19 protein-coding genes are annotated in these 19,368 nt (G+C 73.0%); 10 read left to right on the top strand and 9 right to left on the bottom strand.

Annotation, left to right across the window (positions count from 1 at the left end; genetic code table 11):
• The first annotated feature begins 33 nt into the window (after positions 1-33).
• On the top strand, positions 34-1,062 hold the full coding sequence (locus tag GBN72_RS32685) for a sterol desaturase family protein (protein ID WP_151775615.1): 1,029 nt from the start codon (positions 34-36) through the stop codon (positions 1,060-1,062).
• Positions 1,059-1,772 (top strand): lysoplasmalogenase, encoded by a 714-nt coding sequence (locus tag GBN72_RS32680; RefSeq protein WP_246213043.1) that lies wholly within the window; start codon positions 1,059-1,061, stop codon positions 1,770-1,772. The genes GBN72_RS32685 and GBN72_RS32680 overlap by 4 nt, the downstream gene beginning before the upstream one ends.
• Here the strand turns inward: GBN72_RS32680 and GBN72_RS32675 are convergent.
• Positions 1,738-2,760 (bottom strand): CopD family protein, encoded by a 1,023-nt coding sequence (locus tag GBN72_RS32675; protein WP_151775614.1) that lies wholly within the window; start codon positions 2,758-2,760, stop codon positions 1,738-1,740. The two genes, GBN72_RS32680 and GBN72_RS32675, sit on opposite strands and share 35 nt — an antisense overlap.
• A 265-nt stretch (positions 2,761-3,025) precedes the next feature.
• Positions 3,026-4,564 carry a S8 family peptidase gene (locus tag GBN72_RS32670; protein WP_151775613.1) on the bottom strand — a complete coding sequence of 513 codons (1,539 nt, stop codon included), beginning with the start codon at positions 4,562-4,564 and terminating at the stop codon, positions 3,026-3,028.
• A gap of 285 nt (positions 4,565-4,849) precedes the next feature.
• Between GBN72_RS32670 and GBN72_RS32665 the strand changes: the two genes are divergently transcribed.
• From GBN72_RS32665 to moaA, 3 genes are all read left to right on the top strand, one after another.
• Positions 4,850-5,242: a DUF485 domain-containing protein gene (locus GBN72_RS32665; RefSeq protein ID WP_151775612.1), complete on the top strand. Its 393-nt coding sequence runs from the start codon at positions 4,850-4,852 to the stop codon at positions 5,240-5,242.
• On the top strand, positions 5,239-6,861 hold the full coding sequence (locus tag GBN72_RS32660) for a monocarboxylic acid transporter (protein WP_151775611.1): 1,623 nt from the start codon (positions 5,239-5,241) through the stop codon (positions 6,859-6,861). Before GBN72_RS32665 ends, GBN72_RS32660 begins: the two co-directional genes overlap by 4 nt.
• A gap of 170 nt (positions 6,862-7,031) precedes the next feature.
• Positions 7,032-8,024 carry a GTP 3',8-cyclase MoaA gene (gene moaA, locus GBN72_RS32655; RefSeq protein WP_151775610.1) on the top strand — a complete coding sequence of 331 codons (993 nt, stop codon included), beginning with the start codon at positions 7,032-7,034 and terminating at the stop codon, positions 8,022-8,024.
• 9 nt (positions 8,025-8,033) lie between these two features.
• On the opposite strand, the gene GBN72_RS32650 is transcribed toward moaA, so the two are convergent.
• Positions 8,034-8,243: a hypothetical protein gene (locus tag GBN72_RS32650; protein WP_151775609.1), complete on the bottom strand. Its 210-nt coding sequence runs from the start codon at positions 8,241-8,243 to the stop codon at positions 8,034-8,036.
• Between the two features lie 186 nt (positions 8,244-8,429).
• On the bottom strand, positions 8,430-8,873 hold the full coding sequence (locus tag GBN72_RS32645; protein WP_151775608.1) for a DUF3099 domain-containing protein: 444 nt from the start codon (positions 8,871-8,873) through the stop codon (positions 8,430-8,432).
• Between the two features lie 202 nt (positions 8,874-9,075).
• On the opposite strand from GBN72_RS32645, the gene GBN72_RS32640 reads away from it, so the two are divergent.
• Positions 9,076-9,369, top strand: coding sequence for a GlsB/YeaQ/YmgE family stress response membrane protein (locus GBN72_RS32640; protein ID WP_151775607.1), 294 nt, complete (start codon positions 9,076-9,078; stop codon positions 9,367-9,369).
• Between the two features lie 138 nt (positions 9,370-9,507).
• Here the strand turns inward: GBN72_RS32640 and tyrS are convergent, their stop codons facing one another.
• The 3 genes from tyrS to GBN72_RS32625 form a co-directional block, all read right to left on the bottom strand.
• The gene (gene tyrS, locus GBN72_RS32635; RefSeq protein ID WP_151775606.1) at positions 9,508-10,776 is read right to left on the bottom strand and encodes a tyrosine--tRNA ligase; all 1,269 of its coding nucleotides are present in this window, start codon (positions 10,774-10,776) and stop codon (positions 9,508-9,510) included.
• 156 nt (positions 10,777-10,932) lie between these two features.
• Positions 10,933-12,327 (bottom strand): metallopeptidase TldD-related protein, encoded by a 1,395-nt coding sequence (locus GBN72_RS32630; protein ID WP_151775605.1) that lies wholly within the window; start codon positions 12,325-12,327, stop codon positions 10,933-10,935.
• Entirely contained in the window at positions 12,324-13,847 is a 1,524-nt protein-coding gene (locus tag GBN72_RS32625; RefSeq protein WP_151775604.1) for a TldD/PmbA family protein, read from the bottom strand. The genes GBN72_RS32630 and GBN72_RS32625 overlap by 4 nt, the downstream gene beginning before the upstream one ends.
• Before the next feature lie 496 nt (positions 13,848-14,343).
• Here GBN72_RS32625 and fabG point away from each other — a divergent pair, with 496 nt between their 5' ends.
• From fabG to GBN72_RS32610, 3 genes are all read left to right on the top strand, one after another.
• Positions 14,344-15,063 (top strand): 3-oxoacyl-[acyl-carrier-protein] reductase, encoded by a 720-nt coding sequence (gene fabG, locus GBN72_RS32620; RefSeq protein WP_151775603.1) that lies wholly within the window; start codon positions 14,344-14,346, stop codon positions 15,061-15,063.
• 5 nt (positions 15,064-15,068) lie between these two features.
• On the top strand, positions 15,069-15,836 hold the full coding sequence (gene fabI / locus GBN72_RS32615) for an enoyl-ACP reductase FabI (RefSeq protein WP_151775602.1): 768 nt from the start codon (positions 15,069-15,071) through the stop codon (positions 15,834-15,836).
• A gap of 416 nt (positions 15,837-16,252) precedes the next feature.
• The gene (locus GBN72_RS32610; RefSeq protein WP_151775601.1) at positions 16,253-16,573 is read left to right on the top strand and encodes a hypothetical protein; all 321 of its coding nucleotides are present in this window, start codon (positions 16,253-16,255) and stop codon (positions 16,571-16,573) included.
• Between the two features lie 7 nt (positions 16,574-16,580).
• Here GBN72_RS32610 and GBN72_RS32605 read toward each other — a convergent pair whose 3' ends face one another.
• Both GBN72_RS32605 and GBN72_RS32600 read right to left on the bottom strand, forming a co-directional pair.
• Entirely contained in the window at positions 16,581-17,003 is a 423-nt protein-coding gene (locus GBN72_RS32605) for a pyridoxamine 5'-phosphate oxidase family protein (RefSeq protein WP_151775600.1), read from the bottom strand.
• 114 nt (positions 17,004-17,117) lie between these two features.
• Entirely contained in the window at positions 17,118-17,795 is a 678-nt protein-coding gene (locus tag GBN72_RS32600; protein ID WP_151775599.1) for a FadR/GntR family transcriptional regulator, read from the bottom strand.
• 81 nt (positions 17,796-17,876) lie between these two features.
• Here GBN72_RS32600 and GBN72_RS32595 point away from each other — a divergent pair, with 81 nt between their 5' ends.
• Positions 17,877-19,325 carry a CynX/NimT family MFS transporter gene (locus GBN72_RS32595; RefSeq protein WP_151775598.1) on the top strand — a complete coding sequence of 483 codons (1,449 nt, stop codon included), beginning with the start codon at positions 17,877-17,879 and terminating at the stop codon, positions 19,323-19,325.
• Positions 19,326-19,368: the final 43 nt, after the last annotated feature.

Genomic DNA, 19,368 nt, shown 5'->3' with positions numbered 1-19,368 from the left:
GTCCCGCTCCCGCACCGCCCCTACCGTGCAGGTATGCCGAACCTGCCCGATGTGGTGCTCTGGTCGATACCGGCCTTCCTGCTGCTCACCCTGATCGAGGTGGTGAGCTATCGCGTCCACCCGGACGAGGACGCGGAGGGGTACGCGGCCAAGGACGCCGCCACCAGCATCGGCATGGGCCTGGGCAGCCTCTTCTGGGACTTCCTGTGGAAGATCCCGATCGTGGCGCTCTACACGGTCGTCCACGAACTGACCCCGCTGCGGGTGCCCGTGCTGTGGTGGACGGTCCTGCTGATGCTGCTCGCCCAGGACTTCCTCTACTACTGGTCGCACCGCGGCCACCACGTGATCCGCCTGCTGTGGGCCTGCCACGTGGTGCACCACTCGAGCCGGAAGTTCAACCTGACCACCGCGCTGCGGCAGCCGTGGACCTCGCTCACCGGCTGGCCGTTCTACCTGCCGCTGATCGCGCTCGGCGTGCATCCGGCGGCGCTGGCCTTCCTCAACTCGGTCAGCCTGGTCTACCAGTTCTGGATCCACACCGAACGGATCGGCAAGCTGCCCCGGCCGGTCGAGTTCCTCTTCAACACCCCCTCGCACCACCGGGTCCACCACGCCTCGCAGGGCGGCTACCTGGACCGCAACTTCGGCGGCATCCTGATCGTCTGGGACCGGATGTTCGGCAGCTTCGCGCCGGAGACCGAGCGGCCGGTGTACGGACTGACGAAGAACATCGAGACCTACAACCCGCTGAGGGTCGCCACACACGAGTACGTCGCCATCGCCAAGGACCTGAGGGCGGCACGGAGCTGGGGCGAACGGGCGGGGCGCGTCTTCCGCGGCCCGGGCTGGCAGCCGGCCGCCCCGGGCCCGGCCGCGCCCGCCGCCTCCGCGGAACCCGCCGCTCCCGCCGCACCGGCCCCTTCGGCAGCCGGGGCCGGCCCCGGCCCCGGCCCCGGCCCCGCCGCGGTCGCCGCGGTCGCCACCTCCGCCGCACCGGCCACCCTTGCCGCTCCGGCCGCCCCCGCCACCCCCAGCAACCCCGTGAAGGAGTCCGCGTGAGCACCGCGATCGTGACGGAAGGCCGTGCGCCCTGGCTGCGCAAGGCCCTCCCGGCGGCCTTCCTCCTCGCCTCGGCCGTCAACCTGGTCACGGTGTCCACCGGTCACAGCGTGGTGGAGACGGCGTCGAAGGCGCTGCTGATGCCGCTGCTGGCGGCGACCGCCGCACTGGCCGGTGCGCCGAGGCTCCTGCTGGTGGCACTGGCCTTCGGCTGGGGCGGCGACGTCCTGCTGTCCTTCGGCGGGAACGGCTTCCTGTTCGGCATGGGCTCCTTCGCCGTCGGCCACCTGGTCTACCTGGCGCTCTTCCGCCGCCACGGCACGGACCGGAGCCGCGCGGAGAGCGTCGGCTCGGCCGTGGTGTACGCGGCGGGGCTGGCGGCGCTGATGGCGCTGCTGCTCCCGGGGCTCCCGGCAGACCTGCGCGTCCCGGTGGCCGGGTACAGCTGCCTGCTCACCGCGATGGCCTGGTCGGCCGGGCGGGCGGGCCGCGTCGCGGCGGCGGGCGGGGCGCTCTTCCTGCTGTCCGACTCGTTGATCGCGGCCGAGATGGCGGGCTGGGGCCCGCTGCCGGTGCACGGCCTGTGGGTGATGACGACCTACCTCGCCGCCCAGGCGCTGCTCGCCGTGGGCCTGCTCGGCCACATCCGGCCCGGGGCGCCGCGGGCGGCCGCCGTCACTGCCAGCGGATCGGCACCGGCAACGCCGTGAGCAGGCCCGAGGCGGCCACCACCAGCCCGAGCAGGGCCACCTCGGCCCGGGCCGGGACGCAGGCGGACAGCGGGTCGGCGGCCCGGCGCAGCCGCAGCCTGGCCCACAGCGCGAGCGCGGCCACGGCGGCCACCAGCACCACCTTGGCCAGCAGCGTCCGCCCGTAGGCGGTGGTCACCAGCTGTTCCAGCACCGTCCCCGGCGGCATCCGGCGCAGCGCGCTGCACACGCCGGTGGCGGTGACCGCCGCCATCAGCAGCGCGGCGGCCCGGGCGTACCGGCCGAGCAGCGCGGCCGCCTCCGCGGGCGCCTCGGCGCGCCAGAGCCGCAGGACGCGCAGCGCGTGGAGCAGCCCCCCGGCCCACAGCGCGCCGCAGGCGACGTGGACGGCGGTGAGCGCGGCGCCGGTCCGCGGGTCGTGGTAGTCCCAGGCGGGGTGGGCCCGCAGCGCCTCCGCCACCACCACCGCGCCCAGCGGCCACACCTGGGCGGCGGGGCGGCGGGAGAGGGCCAGCAGCCCGGCGACCAGGAAGGCGTTGACCTCCGTCAGGGCCAGCAGCCCCTCCCGGTGCGACTGGAGCCCGCCGAGGTCCAGGTCGCCCCAGCCGCGCGGCACCCGGTTGCCGGCGGCGACGACCAGCGCGAGCCCCAGGGCGGCCAGGAAACCGGCCCCCGCGGCCGCCGCCGACCAGCCCGGCGGCCGTGCGCCCCCGGGCCGCAGCCGCCGGGCCGCCCGGCCGACGAACAGCTCGCCCAGCGGTACGCACAACGCCGCGAACAGCACGGCCCGCAGCAGGCCGATCCCGGGCGTGCCGGGCGCGGCGGCCTCACCGCTGCCGTGCAGCGCGGCGGACGGCCCCAGGAGGGGGACCAGCGCCCCGGCCGCCACCAGGACGAGCAGCGCGACGGCCCGGCCGACGGATGCTCCGCGGGGTGCCGGTCCGTCACCCGCTGCCGAGGGATCGGATGTCGGCGTCGTCACGGTCACGGGACGATCTTCACCGGAGGGGATGAATCCGGGCAAGTGAGCCACGGCAAGTGGCGGACCGCGTTCCGTCCCGCGCGGGAGGGGCAGGTCGGGCGGGCGCCTTCCGGAGGACGCCCTCCTGGGTGCCGTTCGGGGATGCTCTCCGTAGGGCGCCCTCCGGGGGACGGCCTCACGGCGGGTGCTCCCGGGTGGGAGACGGAACGACGTCCGCCCGGCCCAAGGGCCGGGCGGACGCCGGTGCCGCGGTGGTGCGTGCGACGGGGTGCTACTTGGTGACGGCCTTCAGGGCGTCGACGATGCCGGCGCCGTAGAAGCCGTTCTGGCGCGGGCCGCCGACGCAGATCGCGTCCTCGACGCCGTCGTTGTTGTAGTCGTACGTCTCGGGGCAGTCGAACTTGGTCGCCTGCGCCTTCAGCATCGCCGCCAGCGCGCCCGGAGTGGCGTGCGGGTGCGTCGACTTGATGAGGGCGGCCACGCCGGCGACGTGCGGGGCGGCCATCGAGGTGCCCTGGAGCCAGGCGTAGCCGCCGCTCGGCATGGTGGAGAGGATGCGGCCGTTCTGCGACGGGGTGCCCGTCGGGATCTGGCGCGCGTCGCCACCCGGCGCGGCGACGTCGATGACGCCCTTGCCGTAGTTCGAGTAGTACGACTTGCCGTTGAAGTAGCCGGTGGCGGAGACGGTCACCACGCCGTCCAGCTGGGCCGGCATGTCGAGGCACACGTGCGGGTCGATGGTCCGCGTGACCGGGGTGCCGTCGTCCGGGCTGCCCTCGTCGAGGATGGCGTCCCCGTCGAGGTCGTTGTAGGAGTTGCCGGCCGAGGCGACGTGCAGGGTGCCCTTGGACTCGGCGTACTTCTTGGCCCGGGTGACCGCGTCCAGAAGGGCCTTCTGGTCCGGGTCGTCGGGGCAGTTGTACTCCCACGGGTCGATGTAATAGCTGTTGTTCGTGACCTCGACGCCGCTGTCGGCGGCGAAGACGAAGGCACAGACGATGGCCTCCGTGAAGAACAGCTGGTTCTCGTCCGGCTGGGCGACGGTGATGCCCGAGACCTTCACGCCGGGCGCGACGCCGGCGATGCCGACGCCGTTGCGGGCGGCGGCGATCGAGCCGGCGACGTGAGTGCCGTGGTAGTGGTCGTCGTCGACCGGGCGCCAGGCGCCGGGGGTGGTGTCGGCCACGCCGGTGGAGCAGTCGGCGGACTGCGAGGCCGAGAAGGACGGCGCCAGGTCCGGGTGGGTGTCGTCGACGCCGGTGTCGATCACGGCGACGGTGACCTTCTTGCTGCCGGGGTTGATCGCGGCGGCCTTGTCGGCGCCGATCGCCGGCAGGTCCCACTGGTCGGCCTCGAGCGGCTCGCTCAGGCCCGCCTCGGCGGACGCCTCGGCGATCTCGGAGGCCTCGGCCGCGCTCAGGCGGTCCACGGCGCCCACGTCGGTGGTGGCGGCCGGGACGAACGGCACGGTCCGGGTGGCGCCGGCGCTCTGCACGCCGCGCACGGTGCGGATCTTCGCGCCGAAGGACGGGTCGGCCGAGTGGACGACGATCACGCCGATCTTGTCGTACGACGTGACGATCGAGCCACCGGCCTTGGCTATCGCCTTCTTGACCGAGGCGACCGTGCCACGGTCCGTCCGGGTGTTGACGACGTAGGACATCGTCTCGCCGGCCGTGGTGGCCGCGGCGGTGACGTCGGACGTCGGGGCCGCCACGGCGGTGGCCGGCAGGAAGCCGAGTGACGCCGTCAGCGACAACGCGACCGGCACCGCGAGGGCCAGCCGGCGTCTTGAGCTCAGATGAGCCATGGGGTCTCCACATCATCCTGAATCGAAGCCCGCCCGGGCAGAGTTGTGCCACAGACAGGTACATGACGGATGGTTCAGGGAGGAAGCTATCTCCCGAAGTCGCTGGCCAGCAATGACCTACCGCAACGATTACCGAACATCGGTAATCGGTTGAACCGGTCCCGCTTCCGCTCCGTGAAGGCGGACAAGGGGCGAAGAGCCGCGACCCCCTGTCGGATCACGTTCCGGGGCCCTAGCATCTCGACCTTGTCGAGTGATCCACATCACAAGCAGGCTGATTTTCCTATGTCCGTACCGACCGATTCCGTTGTACGAGGAGACTCCGTGGCAGACTCACCGCCCCTCGAGACACCGCACACGCGGGTGCCGTCCACCGAGGAGTACGCCCAGGTGCAAGAGAGCGAGGAATTCGGCGAACTACGCCGCTCCTACCGCTCGTTCGCCTTCCCGCTGACCATCGCCTTCATAACCTGGTACCTGCTGTACGTCCTGCTCTCCAGCTACGCGGGCGGCTTCATGGGCGCCAAGGTCGTCGGCAACATCAACGTCGCCCTCGTCCTCGGTGTCCTGCAGTTCGTCAGCACCTTCCTCATCGCCTGGTGGTACGCCCGCACCGCCGCGGCCAAGCTCGACCCGAAGGCGGAAGCCATCAAGACCCGGATGGAGGGCGGCGCGTGAGCACCGACTACGTGATCCTCGCGGCCAACGAGGCCAGTGAGCACCGCACACTGATCATCAGCCTCTTCACCGCCTTCGTCCTGGCGACCCTGGGCATCACCGTCTGGGCCGGCCGCCAGACCAAGGACGCCGCCGACTTCTACGCCGGCGGCCGCCAGTTCTCCGGATTCCAGAACGGCCTCGCCATCTCCGGCGACTACATGTCCGCCGCGTCCTTCCTGGGCATCGCCGGCGCGATCGCGCTCTCCGGTTACGACGGCTTCCTCTACTCCATCGGCTTCCTGGTGGCCTGGCTCATCGCCCTGCTGCTGGTCGCCGAGCCGCTGCGCAACTCCGGCCGCTACACCATGGGCGACGTGCTCGCCTACCGGATGCGCCAGCGCCCGGTCCGCACCGCGGCCGGCGTCTCCACCATCGTCGTCTCGATCTTCTACCTGCTCGCCCAGATGGCCGGCGCCGGCATCCTGGTCTCCCTGCTCCTCGGCATCACCAGCGAGGCCGGCAAGATCCTCATCGTCGCCCTGGTCGGCGTGCTGATGATCATGTACGTGTCCATCGGCGGCATGAAGGGCACCACCTGGGTCCAGATGGTCAAGGCCGTGCTGCTGATGTTCGGCGCGGCGCTGCTGACCTTCCTGGTGCTGCTGAAGTTCAACTTCAACATCTCCGACCTGCTCGGCACCGCCGCCGCCAACAGCGGCAAGGGCGACGCCTTCCTCGAGCCCGGCCTGAAGTACGGCATCAGCGAGATGAGCAAGATCGACTTCATCTCCCTCGGCATCGCCCTGGTCCTCGGCACCGCCGGCCTGCCGCACATCCTGATCCGCTTCTACACGGTTCCCACCGCCCAGGCGGCCCGCAAGTCGGTCCTCTGGGCCATCGGCCTCATCGGCGCCTTCTACCTGATGACCCTGGCCCTCGGCTTCGGCGCCGCCGCGCTGATGAGCCCCAAGGAGATCACCGACTCCAACCCGGCCGGCAACACCGCCGCGCCGCTGCTCGCCCTGCACCTGGGCGGCGTCGACTCCACCTGGGGCGCGATCCTGCTGGCCTCGATCTCCGCGGTCGCCTTCGCCACCATCCTCGCCGTGGTCGCCGGCCTCACCCTGGCCTCGTCCTCCTCGTTCGCCCACGACATCTACGCGAACGTCATCAAGCGGGGCCAGGCCACCGAGAAGCAGGAGATGAAGGCGGCCCGCTGGTCGACCGTGTTCATCGGCATCGTGTCGATCGGCCTCGGCGCCCTCGCCCGCGACCTCAACGTCGCCGGTCTCGTCGCCCTGGCGTTCGCGGTCGCCGCCTCCGCCAACCTGCCGACGATCCTCTACAGCCTCTTCTGGAAGCGGTTCACCACCCAGGGCGCGCTGTGGTCCATCTACGGCGGACTGATCGCCGCCGTCGGCCTGGTGCTGTTCTCGCCGGTCGTCTCCGGCGCACCCACCGCGATGTTCCCGGACGTCGACTTCCACTGGTTCCCGCTGTCCAACCCCGGCATCATCTCGATCCCGGTCGGCTTCCTTCTCGGCTGGCTGGGCACCATCCTCTCCAAGGAGGAGCCCGACAAGGGCAAGTACGCGGAGCTGGAGGTCCGTTCGCTCACCGGCACCGGAGCGCACTGACCGCCGCCCGACGGCACGCCGCGGCCGCGCCGACCCCGGGGAAGTCCGGGGCGGCGCGGCCGCGGCCGTCACGTACGCTCAAGGCTGCGGGCACTCGACCGCGGCAGCGGACCGCGGTGCCCGACCGCGGCATTCCGGCCGCGGTACTCGACTGCGAGGGAGGGGCCCTGGTGAAGCTCGTCGACACCTACGGCCGGGTGGCCACCGATCTGCGGGTCTCGCTGACCGACCGGTGCAACCTGCGCTGCACCTACTGCATGCCCGAGGAAGGCCTCCAGTGGCTGGCCAAGCCGGACCTGCTCACCGACGACGAGATCGTCCGTCTGATCCGCGTCGCCGTCACCACGCTCGGCGTCGACGAGGTCCGCTTCACCGGCGGCGAACCGCTGCTGCGCCCCGGCCTGACCGGCATCGTGCAGCGCGTCGCCGAGCTGGACCCCCGTCCCGAGATGTCCCTCACCACCAACGGCATCGGCCTCGGCCGGATCGCCCCCGCCCTCAAGGAGGCCGGGCTCGACCGGGTGAACGTCTCCCTGGACACCCTGCGCCCCGAGGTCTTCAAGGCCCTCACCCGCCGCGACCGGCACCACGACGTCCTCGCAGGGCTCGCCGCCGCCCGCGACGCCGGACTCACCCCGGTCAAGGTCAACGCCGTCCTGATGCCCGGCTTCAACGAGGACGAGGCACCCGACCTGCTGGCCTGGGCAGTGGAGAACGACTACGAGCTCCGGTTCATCGAGCAGATGCCGCTGGACGCCCAGCACGGCTGGAAGCGCGACGGCATGGTCACCGCCGGGGACATCCTCACTTCGCTGCGCACCCGCTTCGCGCTCACCCCCGAGGGCGACACGGCCCGCGGTTCCGCCCCCGCCGAGCGCTGGCTGGTCGACGGCGGCCCGCACCGGGTCGGCGTCATCGCCTCCGTCACCCGGCCGTTCTGCGCGGCCTGCGACCGCACCCGGCTCACCGCCGACGGCCAGGTGCGCACCTGCCTGTTCGCCACCGAGGAGACCGACCTGCGCGGCGCGCTGCGCTCCGGGGCGCCGGACGAGGAGATCGCCCGGATCTGGCGGACCGCGATGTGGGGCAAGAAGGCCGGCTCCGGCCTGGACGACCCCACGTTCCTCCAGCCGGCCCGCCCGATGTCGGCGATCGGCGGCTAGCGGGGCGGGCTAGCTCCCGGTCCACTCCGGGAGCGCCACGACGTCCTTCAGGAACCCGCGGACCCCCAGGAACTGCGACAGGTGCTCCCGGTGCTCCTCGCAGGCCACCCAGGTCTTGCGGCGCTCGGGGGTGTGCACCTTGGGATTGTTCCAGGCCAGCACCCACAGCGCGGGTTCACGGCAGCCCTTGGCCGAACAGACGGCGGTCTCGTCGCTCACGGTCTCTCGCAGGGAAGAACGAACGGTCATGGAAGACGCCGGGCAGCCACGGGGGGAGCTGCCCGGCGTCGGTCCTTCGCTCCGAACGGGGGATGCGGAGCGCTTGGAAAGTATGTCACGCGAGGCCGGTCCGAGGGGACGGGTTCGGCAGTACCGGCAGGTGGAAGCCCCGCCTCCGCCGGCCGGTCACCCCCGGTCGCCGGACCCCGGCCGCACCTTCGCCGCGGGTTCCTCCACGCGTTCCTCCACGCGTCCTTCCACGGGTTCCTCCACCGGTTCCCCCACGGGCCGCTCCCACGGCTCCGCGACCCCGTCCGCGCGCGGCGGCGCGATCATCGGCCGGGCCGGGGTGGACAGGAAGGTCGACGGGAGCGAGGGAGCGTTCTCCCGTCCGGCGTTGGCGATCACCACCGCCACGTAGGGGAGCAGGGCGCCCAGCACCAGCGCCACCACGGCCACCGGACGCTGCACGTTCCACAGCGAGGCCGCCAGGATCACCGAGAGGGTGCGGACCAGCATGGAGATCACATAGCGCCGCTGCCGTCCGCCCACGTCGTCCGCGAGGCTCTGCCGGGCGCCGGTGATCCGGAAGACCTGGCCCGTCGAGCCGTTCCGCCGTAGCTTCCGCATCACATTCCACCATCCACCAGCATCGGTCCGAACCGGCACGTACAACGGTACGCCCGGCCCCGCCCGGCGAGGAGGCCGGGGGGCCACCGGGAGGGCGTACCGGTTGCGCCGTCCCGCGTACGGACTTGTCCGACATGCGCCGTGCGGGGTGCGGGCGGACACTGGGCGTACTGCTCACGTCGATCCGTACGAGGAGGCAGCCATGGGCTGGTTGTGGGCGATCATTGTCGGATTCGTGCTCGGCCTGCTGGCCAAGGCGATCCTGCCGGGCAAGCAGAACATCCCGTTGTGGCTGACGACGCTGCTCGGCATCGGCGGCGCGATCGCGGGCAACGCGATCGCACGCGGCATCGGCATCGACGCGACGCCAGGCATCGACTGGGGCCGGCACGCGCTGCAGCTGGTCGCTGCGATCGCCCTGGTGGCCCTCGGGGCCGCCGCCTGGAACGCCATCATGTCCAAGAGGCGGGGGACCTCGACACGAACCATCGCCTGACCCGATCCCACCCCCGACCTGACCTGACCTGACCTGAGCCGATCCGAGCCGACCACCACCGACGACGGCGGCGGGCCGGGGGAGACGGTGTCTCCCCCGGCCCGCCGCCGTCAGGACGTCGTCAGGGTCCGGTGCGCGTCACGCCCCGGTGACCTCGACCGCCGCCAGGTTCTTCTTGCCGCGGCGCAGCACCAGCCAGCGGCCGTGCAGCAGGTCCTCACGGGCCGGCACGGCGTCCTCGGCGGTCACCTTGACGTTGTTCACGTAGGCGCCGCCCTCCTTCACGGTGCGGCGGGCCGCCGACTTGCTGGCCACCAGGCCGACCTCGGCGAACAGGTCCACCACCGGGCCGAGCTCGGCGACCCGGACGTGCGGGACCTCGGAGAGCGCCGCGGCCAGCGTCCGGTCGTCCAGCTCCGCCAGCTCGCCCTGGCCGAACAGCGCCCGGGAGGCGTTGATCACGGCGGCGGTCTGGTCCGCGCCGTGCACCAGGGTGGTCAGCTCCTCGGCCAGCGCGCGCTGGGCGGCGCGCGCCTGCGGGCGCTCCTCGGTCTGCCGCTCCAGCTCCTCCAGCTCCTCGCGGGAGCGGAAGGAGAGGATGCGCTGGTACCGGACGATGTCGCGGTCGTCCGTGTTCAGCCAGAACTGGTAGAACGCGTACGGCGTGGTCATCTCCGGGTCCAGCCAGACGGCACCGCCCTCGGTCTTGCCGAACTTGGTGCCGTCGGCCTTCACCATCAGCGGCGTGGCCACGCAGTGGACGTGGGCCTCGGGCTCCAGGCGGTGGATCAGGTCCATGCCCGCCGTGAGGTTGCCCCACTGGTCGCTGCCGCCCTGCTGGAGGACGCAGCCGTGGCGGCGGTACAGCTCCAGGAAGTCCATGCCCTGGAGCAGCTGGTAGCTGAACTCCGTGTAGCTGATGCCCTCCTGCGACTCCAGGCGGCGGGCCACCGAGTCCTTGGTCAGCATCTTGTTGACGCGGAAGTGCTTGCCGACGTCCCGCAGGAACTCGATCGCCGACAGGCCGGCGGTCCAGTCCAGGTTGTTGACCATGGTGGCCGCGTTGTCGCCCTCGAAGGAGAGGAACGGCTCGATCTGCGCGCGCAGCCGGCCCACCCAGGCGGCGACCGTCTCCGGCGCGTTCAGCGTGCGCTCGGCGGTCGGCCGGGGGTCGCCGATCTGCCCCGTCGCGCCGCCCACCAGGGCGAGCGGGCGGTGGCCCGCCCGCTGGAGCCGGCGCATGGTGAGCACCTGCACCAGGTGGCCGACGTGCAGTGACGGCGCGGTCGGGTCGAAGCCGCAATAGAACGTGACAGGACCGTTCGCCAGCGCCTTGCGGAGGGCGTCCTCGTCGGTGGACTGGGCGAACAGCCCGCGCCACTTCAACTCGTCGACGATGTCCGTCACGGTTCTCGTGTCTCCTCGAAACGATCTTCGACCGCCGTCCCGGCAGCCTCTACGAGGTTATACGCCCCGGGCCGCGGGGGACGCAGCCCCTTATGGCGCGGGGGACGCAGCCCCTCACGGCGCTGCGCGGCCCCGCTCCCCCGCGGCCCGGCCTGCTCAGACGCCCTGGCTCACCGAACTCATGTTGAAGTCCGGCACCCGCAGCGCGGGCATCGCCGCCCGCGTGAACCAGTCGCTCCACTCCCGCGGCAGGGTCCGCTCCGTCCGCCCGGCCTCGACCGCGCGCCCCAGCACGTCCACCGGCGACTCGTTGAACCGGAAGTTGTTCACCGCCCCGGTGACCTCCCCGTTCTCCACCAGGTAGACCCCGTCCCGGGTGAGCCCGGTAAGCAGCAGCGTCGCCGGATCGACCTCCCGGATGTACCAGAGGCAGGTCAGCAGCAGCCCCCGCTCCGTGGCGGCGACCATCTCCTCCAGCGACCGGTCGTCCCCGCCCTCCAGGACCAGGTTCCCGATCGACGGCGTCACCGGCAGGCCGGTCAGCGCGGCGCTGTGCCGCGTGGAGGTCAGGTGGCGCAGCTCGCCGCTGGAGATCCACTCCGTGGCCGACACCGGCAGCCCGTTGTCGAAGACCGAGGCGTCGTCCCCCGACGAGTGCGCCAGCACGAACGGCGCGCACTCGAGCCCGGGCTCACCGGGATCGCTGCGCAGGGTCAGCGGCAGCGCCGTCAGCTTCTCCCCGACACGGGTGCCGCCCCCGGGCTTGCTGAACACCGTCCGCCCCTCGGCGGCGTCCCGGGCCGAGGACGACCACAGCTGGTAGACCATCAGGTCCGCCACCGCGGAGGGCGGCAGCAGCGTCTCGTACCGCCCGGCGGGCAGGTCGACCTGCCGCTCGGCCCATCCCAGCCGCCGCGCCAGCTCGGCGTCGAGGGCGGCCGGGTCCACGTCGGTGAAGTCCCGCGTCGAGCGGCCCGCCCAGGCGGAGCGGAGGCGGTCGGGAGACTTGGCGTTGACCTCCAGGGTGCCGTTGGGCTGGTCGTGGCGCAGCCGCAGGCCGGTGGAGGAGCCCAGGTAGCTGGTCACCATCTCGTGGTGGGCGAAGCCGTACAGTTCCCGCCCGCCGTCCCGGGCGCGCGCGAACGCCTCGCCGAGTGCCGGGGCGAAGGCGTCGAACACCGCGGAGGAGGTCTCCGCGGGCGCCTCGGTGAAACCGGGGGAGTGCGGCTCGCCGCCGACCAGCGCGGTGGCGTCCTCCGCGGGCGCCGCACCGCGCGCGGCGGCCTCGGCGGCCCGCACCAGCGGCTCCAGGTCGTCGGCGGTCACGGCGCCCCGGCTCACCACGCCGGCGGCCGTGCCCTCCTTGCCGTCGACCGTGGCGATCACGGTCAGGTGCCGGCCCCGGGTGACGCCGTTGGTGGTGAGGGCGTTCCCCGCCCAGCGGAGGTTGGCGCTCGACGTCTCGTCCGCGATCACGACGCATGCGTCGGCCCGGGACAGCTCCAGGGCGCGCTCGACGATCTCGTGCGGCTTGTGGGTACGCGGGCTCATCGACCGGCCTCCTGCGTGGTGTTCAAGATGTTGACGCCCCGGAAAAGTGCTGACGGGCAGCCGTGCGAGACGGCAGCGATCTGCCCCGGCTGGGCCTTGCCGCAGTTGAACGCGCCGCCCAGCACATAGGTCTGAGGGCCGCCGACCGCCTCCATGGACCCCCAGAACTGCGGGGTGACGCCCTGGTAGGCGAAGTCCCGGACCTGGCCGTCGAGCCGCCCGCCCCTGATCCGGTAGGCGCGCTGCCCGGTGAACTGGAAGTTGTAGCGCTGCATGTCGATGGACCACGACCGGTCGCCCACCACGTAGATGCCGTTGTCGACGCCGCCGATCAAATCCTCGGTGGACATCCCCGCCGGGTCCGGCAGCAACGACACGTTGGCCATCCGCTGGACCGGCACATGGGCGGGGGAGTCGGCGAAGGCGCAGCCGTTGGACCGCTCGAAGCCGGTCAGCCTCGCCATCCTCCGGTCCAGCTGGTAGCCGACCAGCACGCCGTCCTTGACCAGGTCCCAGGACTGCCCGGCCACGCCCTCGTCGTCGTAGCCGACGGTCGCCAGCCCGTGCTCGGCGGTGCGGTCCCCGGTGACGTTCATCTTCTCGGAGCCGTACCTCAGCGTGCCGAGCTGGTCGAAGGTGGCGAACGAGGTGCCCGCGTAGGCCGCCTCGTAGCCGAGCGCGCGGTCCAGCTCGGTGGCGTGGCCGATCGACTCGTGGATGGTCAGCCAGAGGTTCGACGGGTCGACGACCAGGTCGTGCACGCCCGCCTTCACGCTCGGGGCGCGCATCTTCTCGCGCAGCAGCTCCGGGATCTCGGCGAGTTCCGCCGCCCAGTCCCAGCCGGTGCCGGTCAGGTACTCCCAGCCACGTCCGGCGGGCGGCGCCAGGGTGCGCATCGAGTCGAACTCGCCGGTCGACCCGTCGACCGAGACGGCGTTGAACTGGGGGTGCAGCCGGACCCGCTGCTGGGTGGTGACGGTGCCGGCGGTGTCCGCGTAGAACTTGTTCTCGTGGACGGTCAGCAGCGAGGCGTCCACATGGTCGACGCCGTCGGCGGCGAGCAGCCGGGCGCTCCACTCGGCCAGCAGACCCGACTTCTCCTCGTCCGGCACCTCGAACGGGTCGATCCCGTACGCCGACACCCAGGTCCGATCGGCGTGCACCGGCTCGTCCGCCAGCTCCACCCTCTCGTCCGACCCGGCGGCCGCGATCACCTTGGCGGTCAGCCTGGCCATCGCCACGGCCTGCGAGGCCACCTTGGCCGCGGCGTCCATGGTGAGGTCCACCCCGGAGGCGAAGCCCCACGCGCCGCCGTGCACCACGCGCACTGCGTACCCCAGGTCGGTGGTGTCCGAGGACCCGGCCGGCCGCGCGTCCCGCAGCCGCCAGGCCGCGCTGCGCACCCGCTCGAACCGGAAGTCGGCGTGATCCGCACCCAGCGCCCTGGCCCGCGCCAGCGCGGCGTCGGCCAGGGCCCTCAACGGCAGTGCCAGGAAGGACGGGTCGATTTCATGGGGCACGAGGTGGCATCCCTTCAGGCGGTCACTGCGCTGACAACAGGGCAGTGAACCACGGGGGGACCGTGCCGTGCGCGCGAGTTGACGGCCGCGGCCGACGCGAGGGGGAACCGGCCGACCGCCGCGCGGGGGCGCCGAGCGGGCCGCGGGGGCCGGCGTCACGGCCCGCTCCGGAAACGTCGGGTGGCGGACGGGTGACGGACGGGTGGCGGACCGGTGGTGGACCGGTGTCGGACCGTCGGCGGGCCAGTGGCGGGCCGCTGGTGGGCTGCCACAACCGTCCGCCGCCCTCCGCCCGGTCCTCCGCACGTTCGGGGCGCGCACGTGCCCGGCACGGGGGAGGCCGACTGTAGGGATCCCACAGTCGGCGGGGGTGCGCTGCTGTTCGTGCCCGAAGGCCCCCGACGGCGGGCGGACCGATAGGTTTTCGGGGAAGCCGCCGGTCGGCGCGGGAACGCGGCCCGGCGGGGAAACTCGTACACAGCACGAAGGGGGACGGATGAGCCGCTCGGTTCTCGTCACCGGAGGCAACAGGGGCATCGGCCTCGCCATCGCCCGCGCGTTCGCCCAGGCCGGCGACAAGGTCGCGTACACCTACCGCTCCGGCGAACCGCCGGCCGAGCTCACCGACCTCGGCTGCCTCGCCGTCCGCTGCGACATCACCGACTCCGAGCAGGTGGAGCAGGCCTACAAGGAGGTCGAGGAGCGGCACGGGCCGGTCGAGGTGCTGGTGGCCAACGCCGGCATCACCAAGGACCAGCTCCTGATGCGCATGTCGGAGGAGGACTTCACCTCCGTCATCGACACCAACCTGACCGGCACCTTCCGTGTGGTCAAGCGGGCCAACAAGGGCATGCTGCGCGCCCGCAAGGGCCGGGTCGTCCTGATCTCCTCCGTCGTGGGCCTCGCCGGCCAGGCGGGCCAGGCCAACTACTCGGCCTCCAAGGCCGCGCTGGTCGGCTTCGCGCGCTCCCTCGCCCGTGAGCTGGGCTCGCGCAGCATCACCTTCAACGTCGTCGCCCCCGGCTTCGTGGACACCGACATGACGCGCGACCTCCCCGAGGAGACGCGCGACGACCTCCTGTCCAAGATCCCGCTGGGCAGGTACGCGGCGGTCGAGGAGATCGCCGGCGTGGTGCGCTTCCTCTCCTCGGACGAGGCGTCGTACATCACTGGAGCCGTCATCCCCGTTGACGGCGGATTGGGCATGGGTCACTGATCGACATGAGCGGAATTCTCGAGGGCAAGCGGATCCTGATCACCGGCGTGCTGCTGGAGTCCTCCATCGCCTTCCACACGGCGAAGCTGGCCCAGGAGCAGGGCGCGGAGATCATCCTCACCGCCTTCCCCCGGCCCACGCTCACCGAGCGGATCGCCAAGAAGCTGCCCAGGCCGACGAAGGTCGTCGAGCTGGACGTCACCAACGACGAGCACCTCGGGCGGCTCGCCGACGTGGTCGCCGAGGAGCTCGGCACGCTGGACGGCGTCGTCCACTCCATCGGCTTCGCGCCGCAGGACGCGCTGGGCGGCAACTTCCTGAACACGCCGTTCGAGTCGGTGGCCACGGCGATGCACGTCTCGGCGTTCTCGCTGAAGTCGCTGGCCATGGCCTGCCTGCCGCTGATGCAGAACGGCGGTTCGGTGGTGGGCCTCACCTTCGACGCGCAGTACGCGTGGCCCCAGTACGACTGGATGGGCCCGGCGAAGGCGGCCCTGGAGGCCACCAGCCGGTACCTGGCGCGTGACCTGGGCAAGCAGAACGTGCGGTCCAACCTGATCTCGGCGGGGCCGATCGGGTCCATGGCGGCCAAGTCCATCCCCGGATTCGCCGACCTGGCCTCGGTGTGGGACTCGCGGGCCCCGCTGGAGTGGAACCTGGCGGACCCGGAGCCGGCCGCGCGCGGTGTCGTCGCCCTGCTGAGCGACTGGTTCCCGAAGACGACGGGCGAGATCATCCACGTCGACGGCGGCCTGCACGCGATCGGCGCGTAACGCCTGCCCGCCCCTTCCTGACCCATCCGTCGCCCCGCGCCCACCCGGCCCGGGGCGGCGGCGTTTCCGCCCGTCCCCACGCCCACGGGCGCAGGGTGGTGGGGAGGGCCGGGTTCGTCCTGCGGGCAGTCGTGCCGCCGGGGCGGCACGGGTGGGCGCAGGCCGCCGCGTGCGCACGCGGCGGCCTGCCTCGAGGGGCCCCAGCCGTCCACGGGACGCCACCCGCACAGGCGGCGGCTCGCGCGGTGCCGGCCCCGGACGACGGCAGCGCGTCCGACGGCGCGCGGGACTCCCGGCGCACCCCGGGCGGGCAACTCGCCCCGGCCGGGGTCGCGTCACCCGTTCGGCGGAGCACCACAGGCGGCCGAGCCCCGCGCGGGGGCAACCTGAGGGCGTCCTCACCCCCGGGAGGCGCGATGACCCCCCGCTTCCGCCCCGCCGCCCTCGCGGCCCTGACCGCCGCCGCGGCGACCCTCGCGCCCGCACCCCCGGGCCCCGCACCGGCCGCGTCGGGCGCCGACTGCGCCGTGAAGGTCACCGGCTCGGAGGTCACCGCCCACTGCCACAACCCCCACTCCCGCACCGACCGGGTCCGCCTGCACATCGAGTGCGCCCGCTGGTGGGACGTGGACAGCGACGGCGCCCCCGCCGACGCCGCCCCCGCCCGCGGCGTGGAGCTCACCGGCCGCTGCTGGAAGGAGGTCGGCTCGGCCTGGGTGAGTCACCGGCCGGGGTGAACGCCCGCTACCAGGCCCCGAGGTCCGACGAGGTCCACCGCTCGGGCCGCATCCGCACCACCACGGACTCCGCCAGGGCCACGGGCGACGCCACGTACCGCTCCAGCGCCGCCCCCGACAGGTACCGCCCGGCCATCTCCCGCACGTGCTCCGCCGTCGCGGCCACCGTCTCCGTGACCGGCCCCTCCACCGACACGTACCGCACCGTCGGCGTCAGCCGCTGCACCAGCAGCGAGAAGCGTCCCGCCTCCGCGATCAGCGCGGCCTTCCGGGAGTCGCGCCCGGTCAGGATCCACGGCAGGCCCCCCGGCTCGTAGCCGTACCAGAGGGGCACCAGCAGCGGCCCGCGCTCCGGGCCCGCCGCAACCCCGAGCGTCGCCGTCAGCGGTTCGGACAGGAACGCCTCGCGTTCTTCCTCGGAAAGCGCCATACCCCGACGTTAGGACCGGACCGCCCGCTCCCGCAGCCGGACACGTCGGCCGTGCGCGTCGCTCACCCGGCTCCGTGCGCCTCGCCCACCGCGGCCCCGGGGACCGGGCCGGGTTCAGCCCGCACGCCCCGGCCGGCAGGACAGCGGATAGTCCGCCGCCTCCCGCGCCGCGGTCGCCGCGTCACCGCGCCGGATCGCCTCCACCAGCGGGGCGTGGTCCATGTAGGAGTCAGGGTGGAGCACCGCCCCCACGTCCCCCCGCAGCCAGTCCCGCAGCACCTCGCCGAGGTCCGCGTAGAGCGCCGACATCACGTCGTTGTGGGAGGCGGCCACCACCGCCATGTGGAACCCCGTGTCGGCCGTCACGAACGCCTCCACGTCCCCCGACTCCCACGCCTCGTCCCGCCGGCGCAGCAGCGCCTCGAGCTGCCGCAGCTCCCGCTCGGTGCGCCGCTCGGCGGCCAGCGACGCCGCGCTCGCCTCCAGCGAGGAGCGCAGCTCCGCGACGTGCCGGGGATCGGCGTCGGCGAACCGGCGGTGCATCACCCCGGCCAGCTCGCTGGTGGCGACGACATACGTGCCGGAGCCCTGCCGGATGTCCAGCAGCCCGTTGTGGGCGAGCGCCCGCACCGCCTCGCGGACGGTGTTGCGGGCCACACCCAGCTGCTCCACCAGCTCCGGCTCCGTGGGGATCCGTGAGCCGACCGGCCACTCGCCGGAGGTGATCTGCGTCCGCAGGGCCGCGATCACCTGTTCGGACAGTGCCGAGCGACGGGGATGGGTCAAAGGCATGGCAAACCTTTGCACGAGGCGGGCCGGCCGGGGGCCGGTGGGGGTGGACAGCCAATCATCCCATGATTCTATGATGGTTCCATGTCTGATGGGCGCAGTGCCTCATACGAGGCGACCGAGAACCCGGCCACGCGGCCGAGCACCCGCCACGGCGGCAACGGCCGTGGTGAGGCGGGCCTGGGCGTGGACGCCGCCCCCGTCGTGCCGCACGCCTGGCGCACCCGGCTGCTGGTGGCCGCCGTGGTCCTGGCCGCGCTCAACCTGCGCCCCGCCGTCACCAGCCTCGGCGCCCTGCTCGAAGAGGTCCGCGAGGGCTTCGGCATGAGCGGCGCCGTCGCCGGGCTGCTGACCTCGGTGCCCTCGCTCTGCTTCGCCGTCTTCGGCGTCGCCGCGCCCCGTCTGGCCCGCCGCTTCGGCGCGGCCGCGGTGGTCTGCGCCGGCATGGCCGCCATCGCCCTGGGCCTGCTGATACGCCCCTGGACGGGTGTCACCGCCGGGCTGCTCGCGGCCACCGCGCTGGCCCTGATGGGCATCGCCGTCAGCAACATCCTCATGCCGGTCATCGTCAAGGAGCGGTTCCCCGACCGGGTCGGCCCGATGACCGGCCTCTACTCGATGGCGCTGGCCATGGGCACCTCCTCGGCCGCCGCCTTCACCGTCCCGCTGACCGGCGCCCTGGGCGGTGACTGGCGCCTGGGCCTGACCGCGTGGTCCCTCCTCGCGCTGGCCGCCGCCCTCGTCTGGCTCCCGCTGCTGCGCGACCGCGACCGCCCCGGCGACGGCACCCGCGGCCGCGAGCGGGGCCTCGGCACCGCGCCCCGGTCCCGCGGTCGTGCCCGGGCCGCGGCCCACACGCCGGCCCCGGCGCCGGCACCGGCCGGTGGGTCGGCCGGGGTGTCGGCCAGGCCGCCGATGCGGAGCATCACCCGCAGCCGCACCGCGTGGGCCCTCGCCGTCTTCTTCGGCCTCCAGAGCACCTGCGCCTACGTCACCATGGGCTGGCTCGCCCAGATCTTCCGCGACGCCGGGGTCTCCGCCGGTACGGCCGGCGTGCTGCTCGCCGTGAGCATGGTGATGGGCGTCCCGCTCTCCTTCGTCATCCCGCGGATGGCCGCCCGGCTGCCCCACCAGGGCCCGATCGTCATCGCCCTCGGGGTCAGCGGGCTCGCCGGGTACGCGGGCCTGATCCTCGCCCCGGCCGCCGGGGCCTGGCTCTGGGCGGTGCTGCTGGGCCTCGCCAACTGCGCCTTCCCGCTCGCCCTCACCATGGTCGGCATGCGCGCCCGCACCGGCGAGGGCGTCGGCCGCCTCTCGGCGTTCGCGCAGAGCACCGGCTACCTGATCTCCATCCCCGGCCCGGTGCTGGTCGGCGTCCTCTACCAGCACAGCGGCGGCTGGGCCCTGCCGCTGACCCTGATGGCCGCGCTGATGATCCCGCAGATGGTCTTCGGCGTGCTGGCCGGGAAGAACCGGACGGTCGAGGACGAACTGGCCCCGCGCCAGGAGCCCGCGACGGCCGCCCTGCGCTGACCACCCGGTTCCGGCGCGGCGCCGGGGGAGTGCGAGACTGTGA

It is taken from the genome of Streptomyces abyssomicinicus, assembly GCF_008974245.1.
Lineage (GTDB): Bacteria > Actinomycetota > Actinomycetes > Streptomycetales > Streptomycetaceae > Streptomyces > Streptomyces abyssomicinicus.
This window is presented reverse-complemented; position numbering and strand designations above follow the sequence as displayed.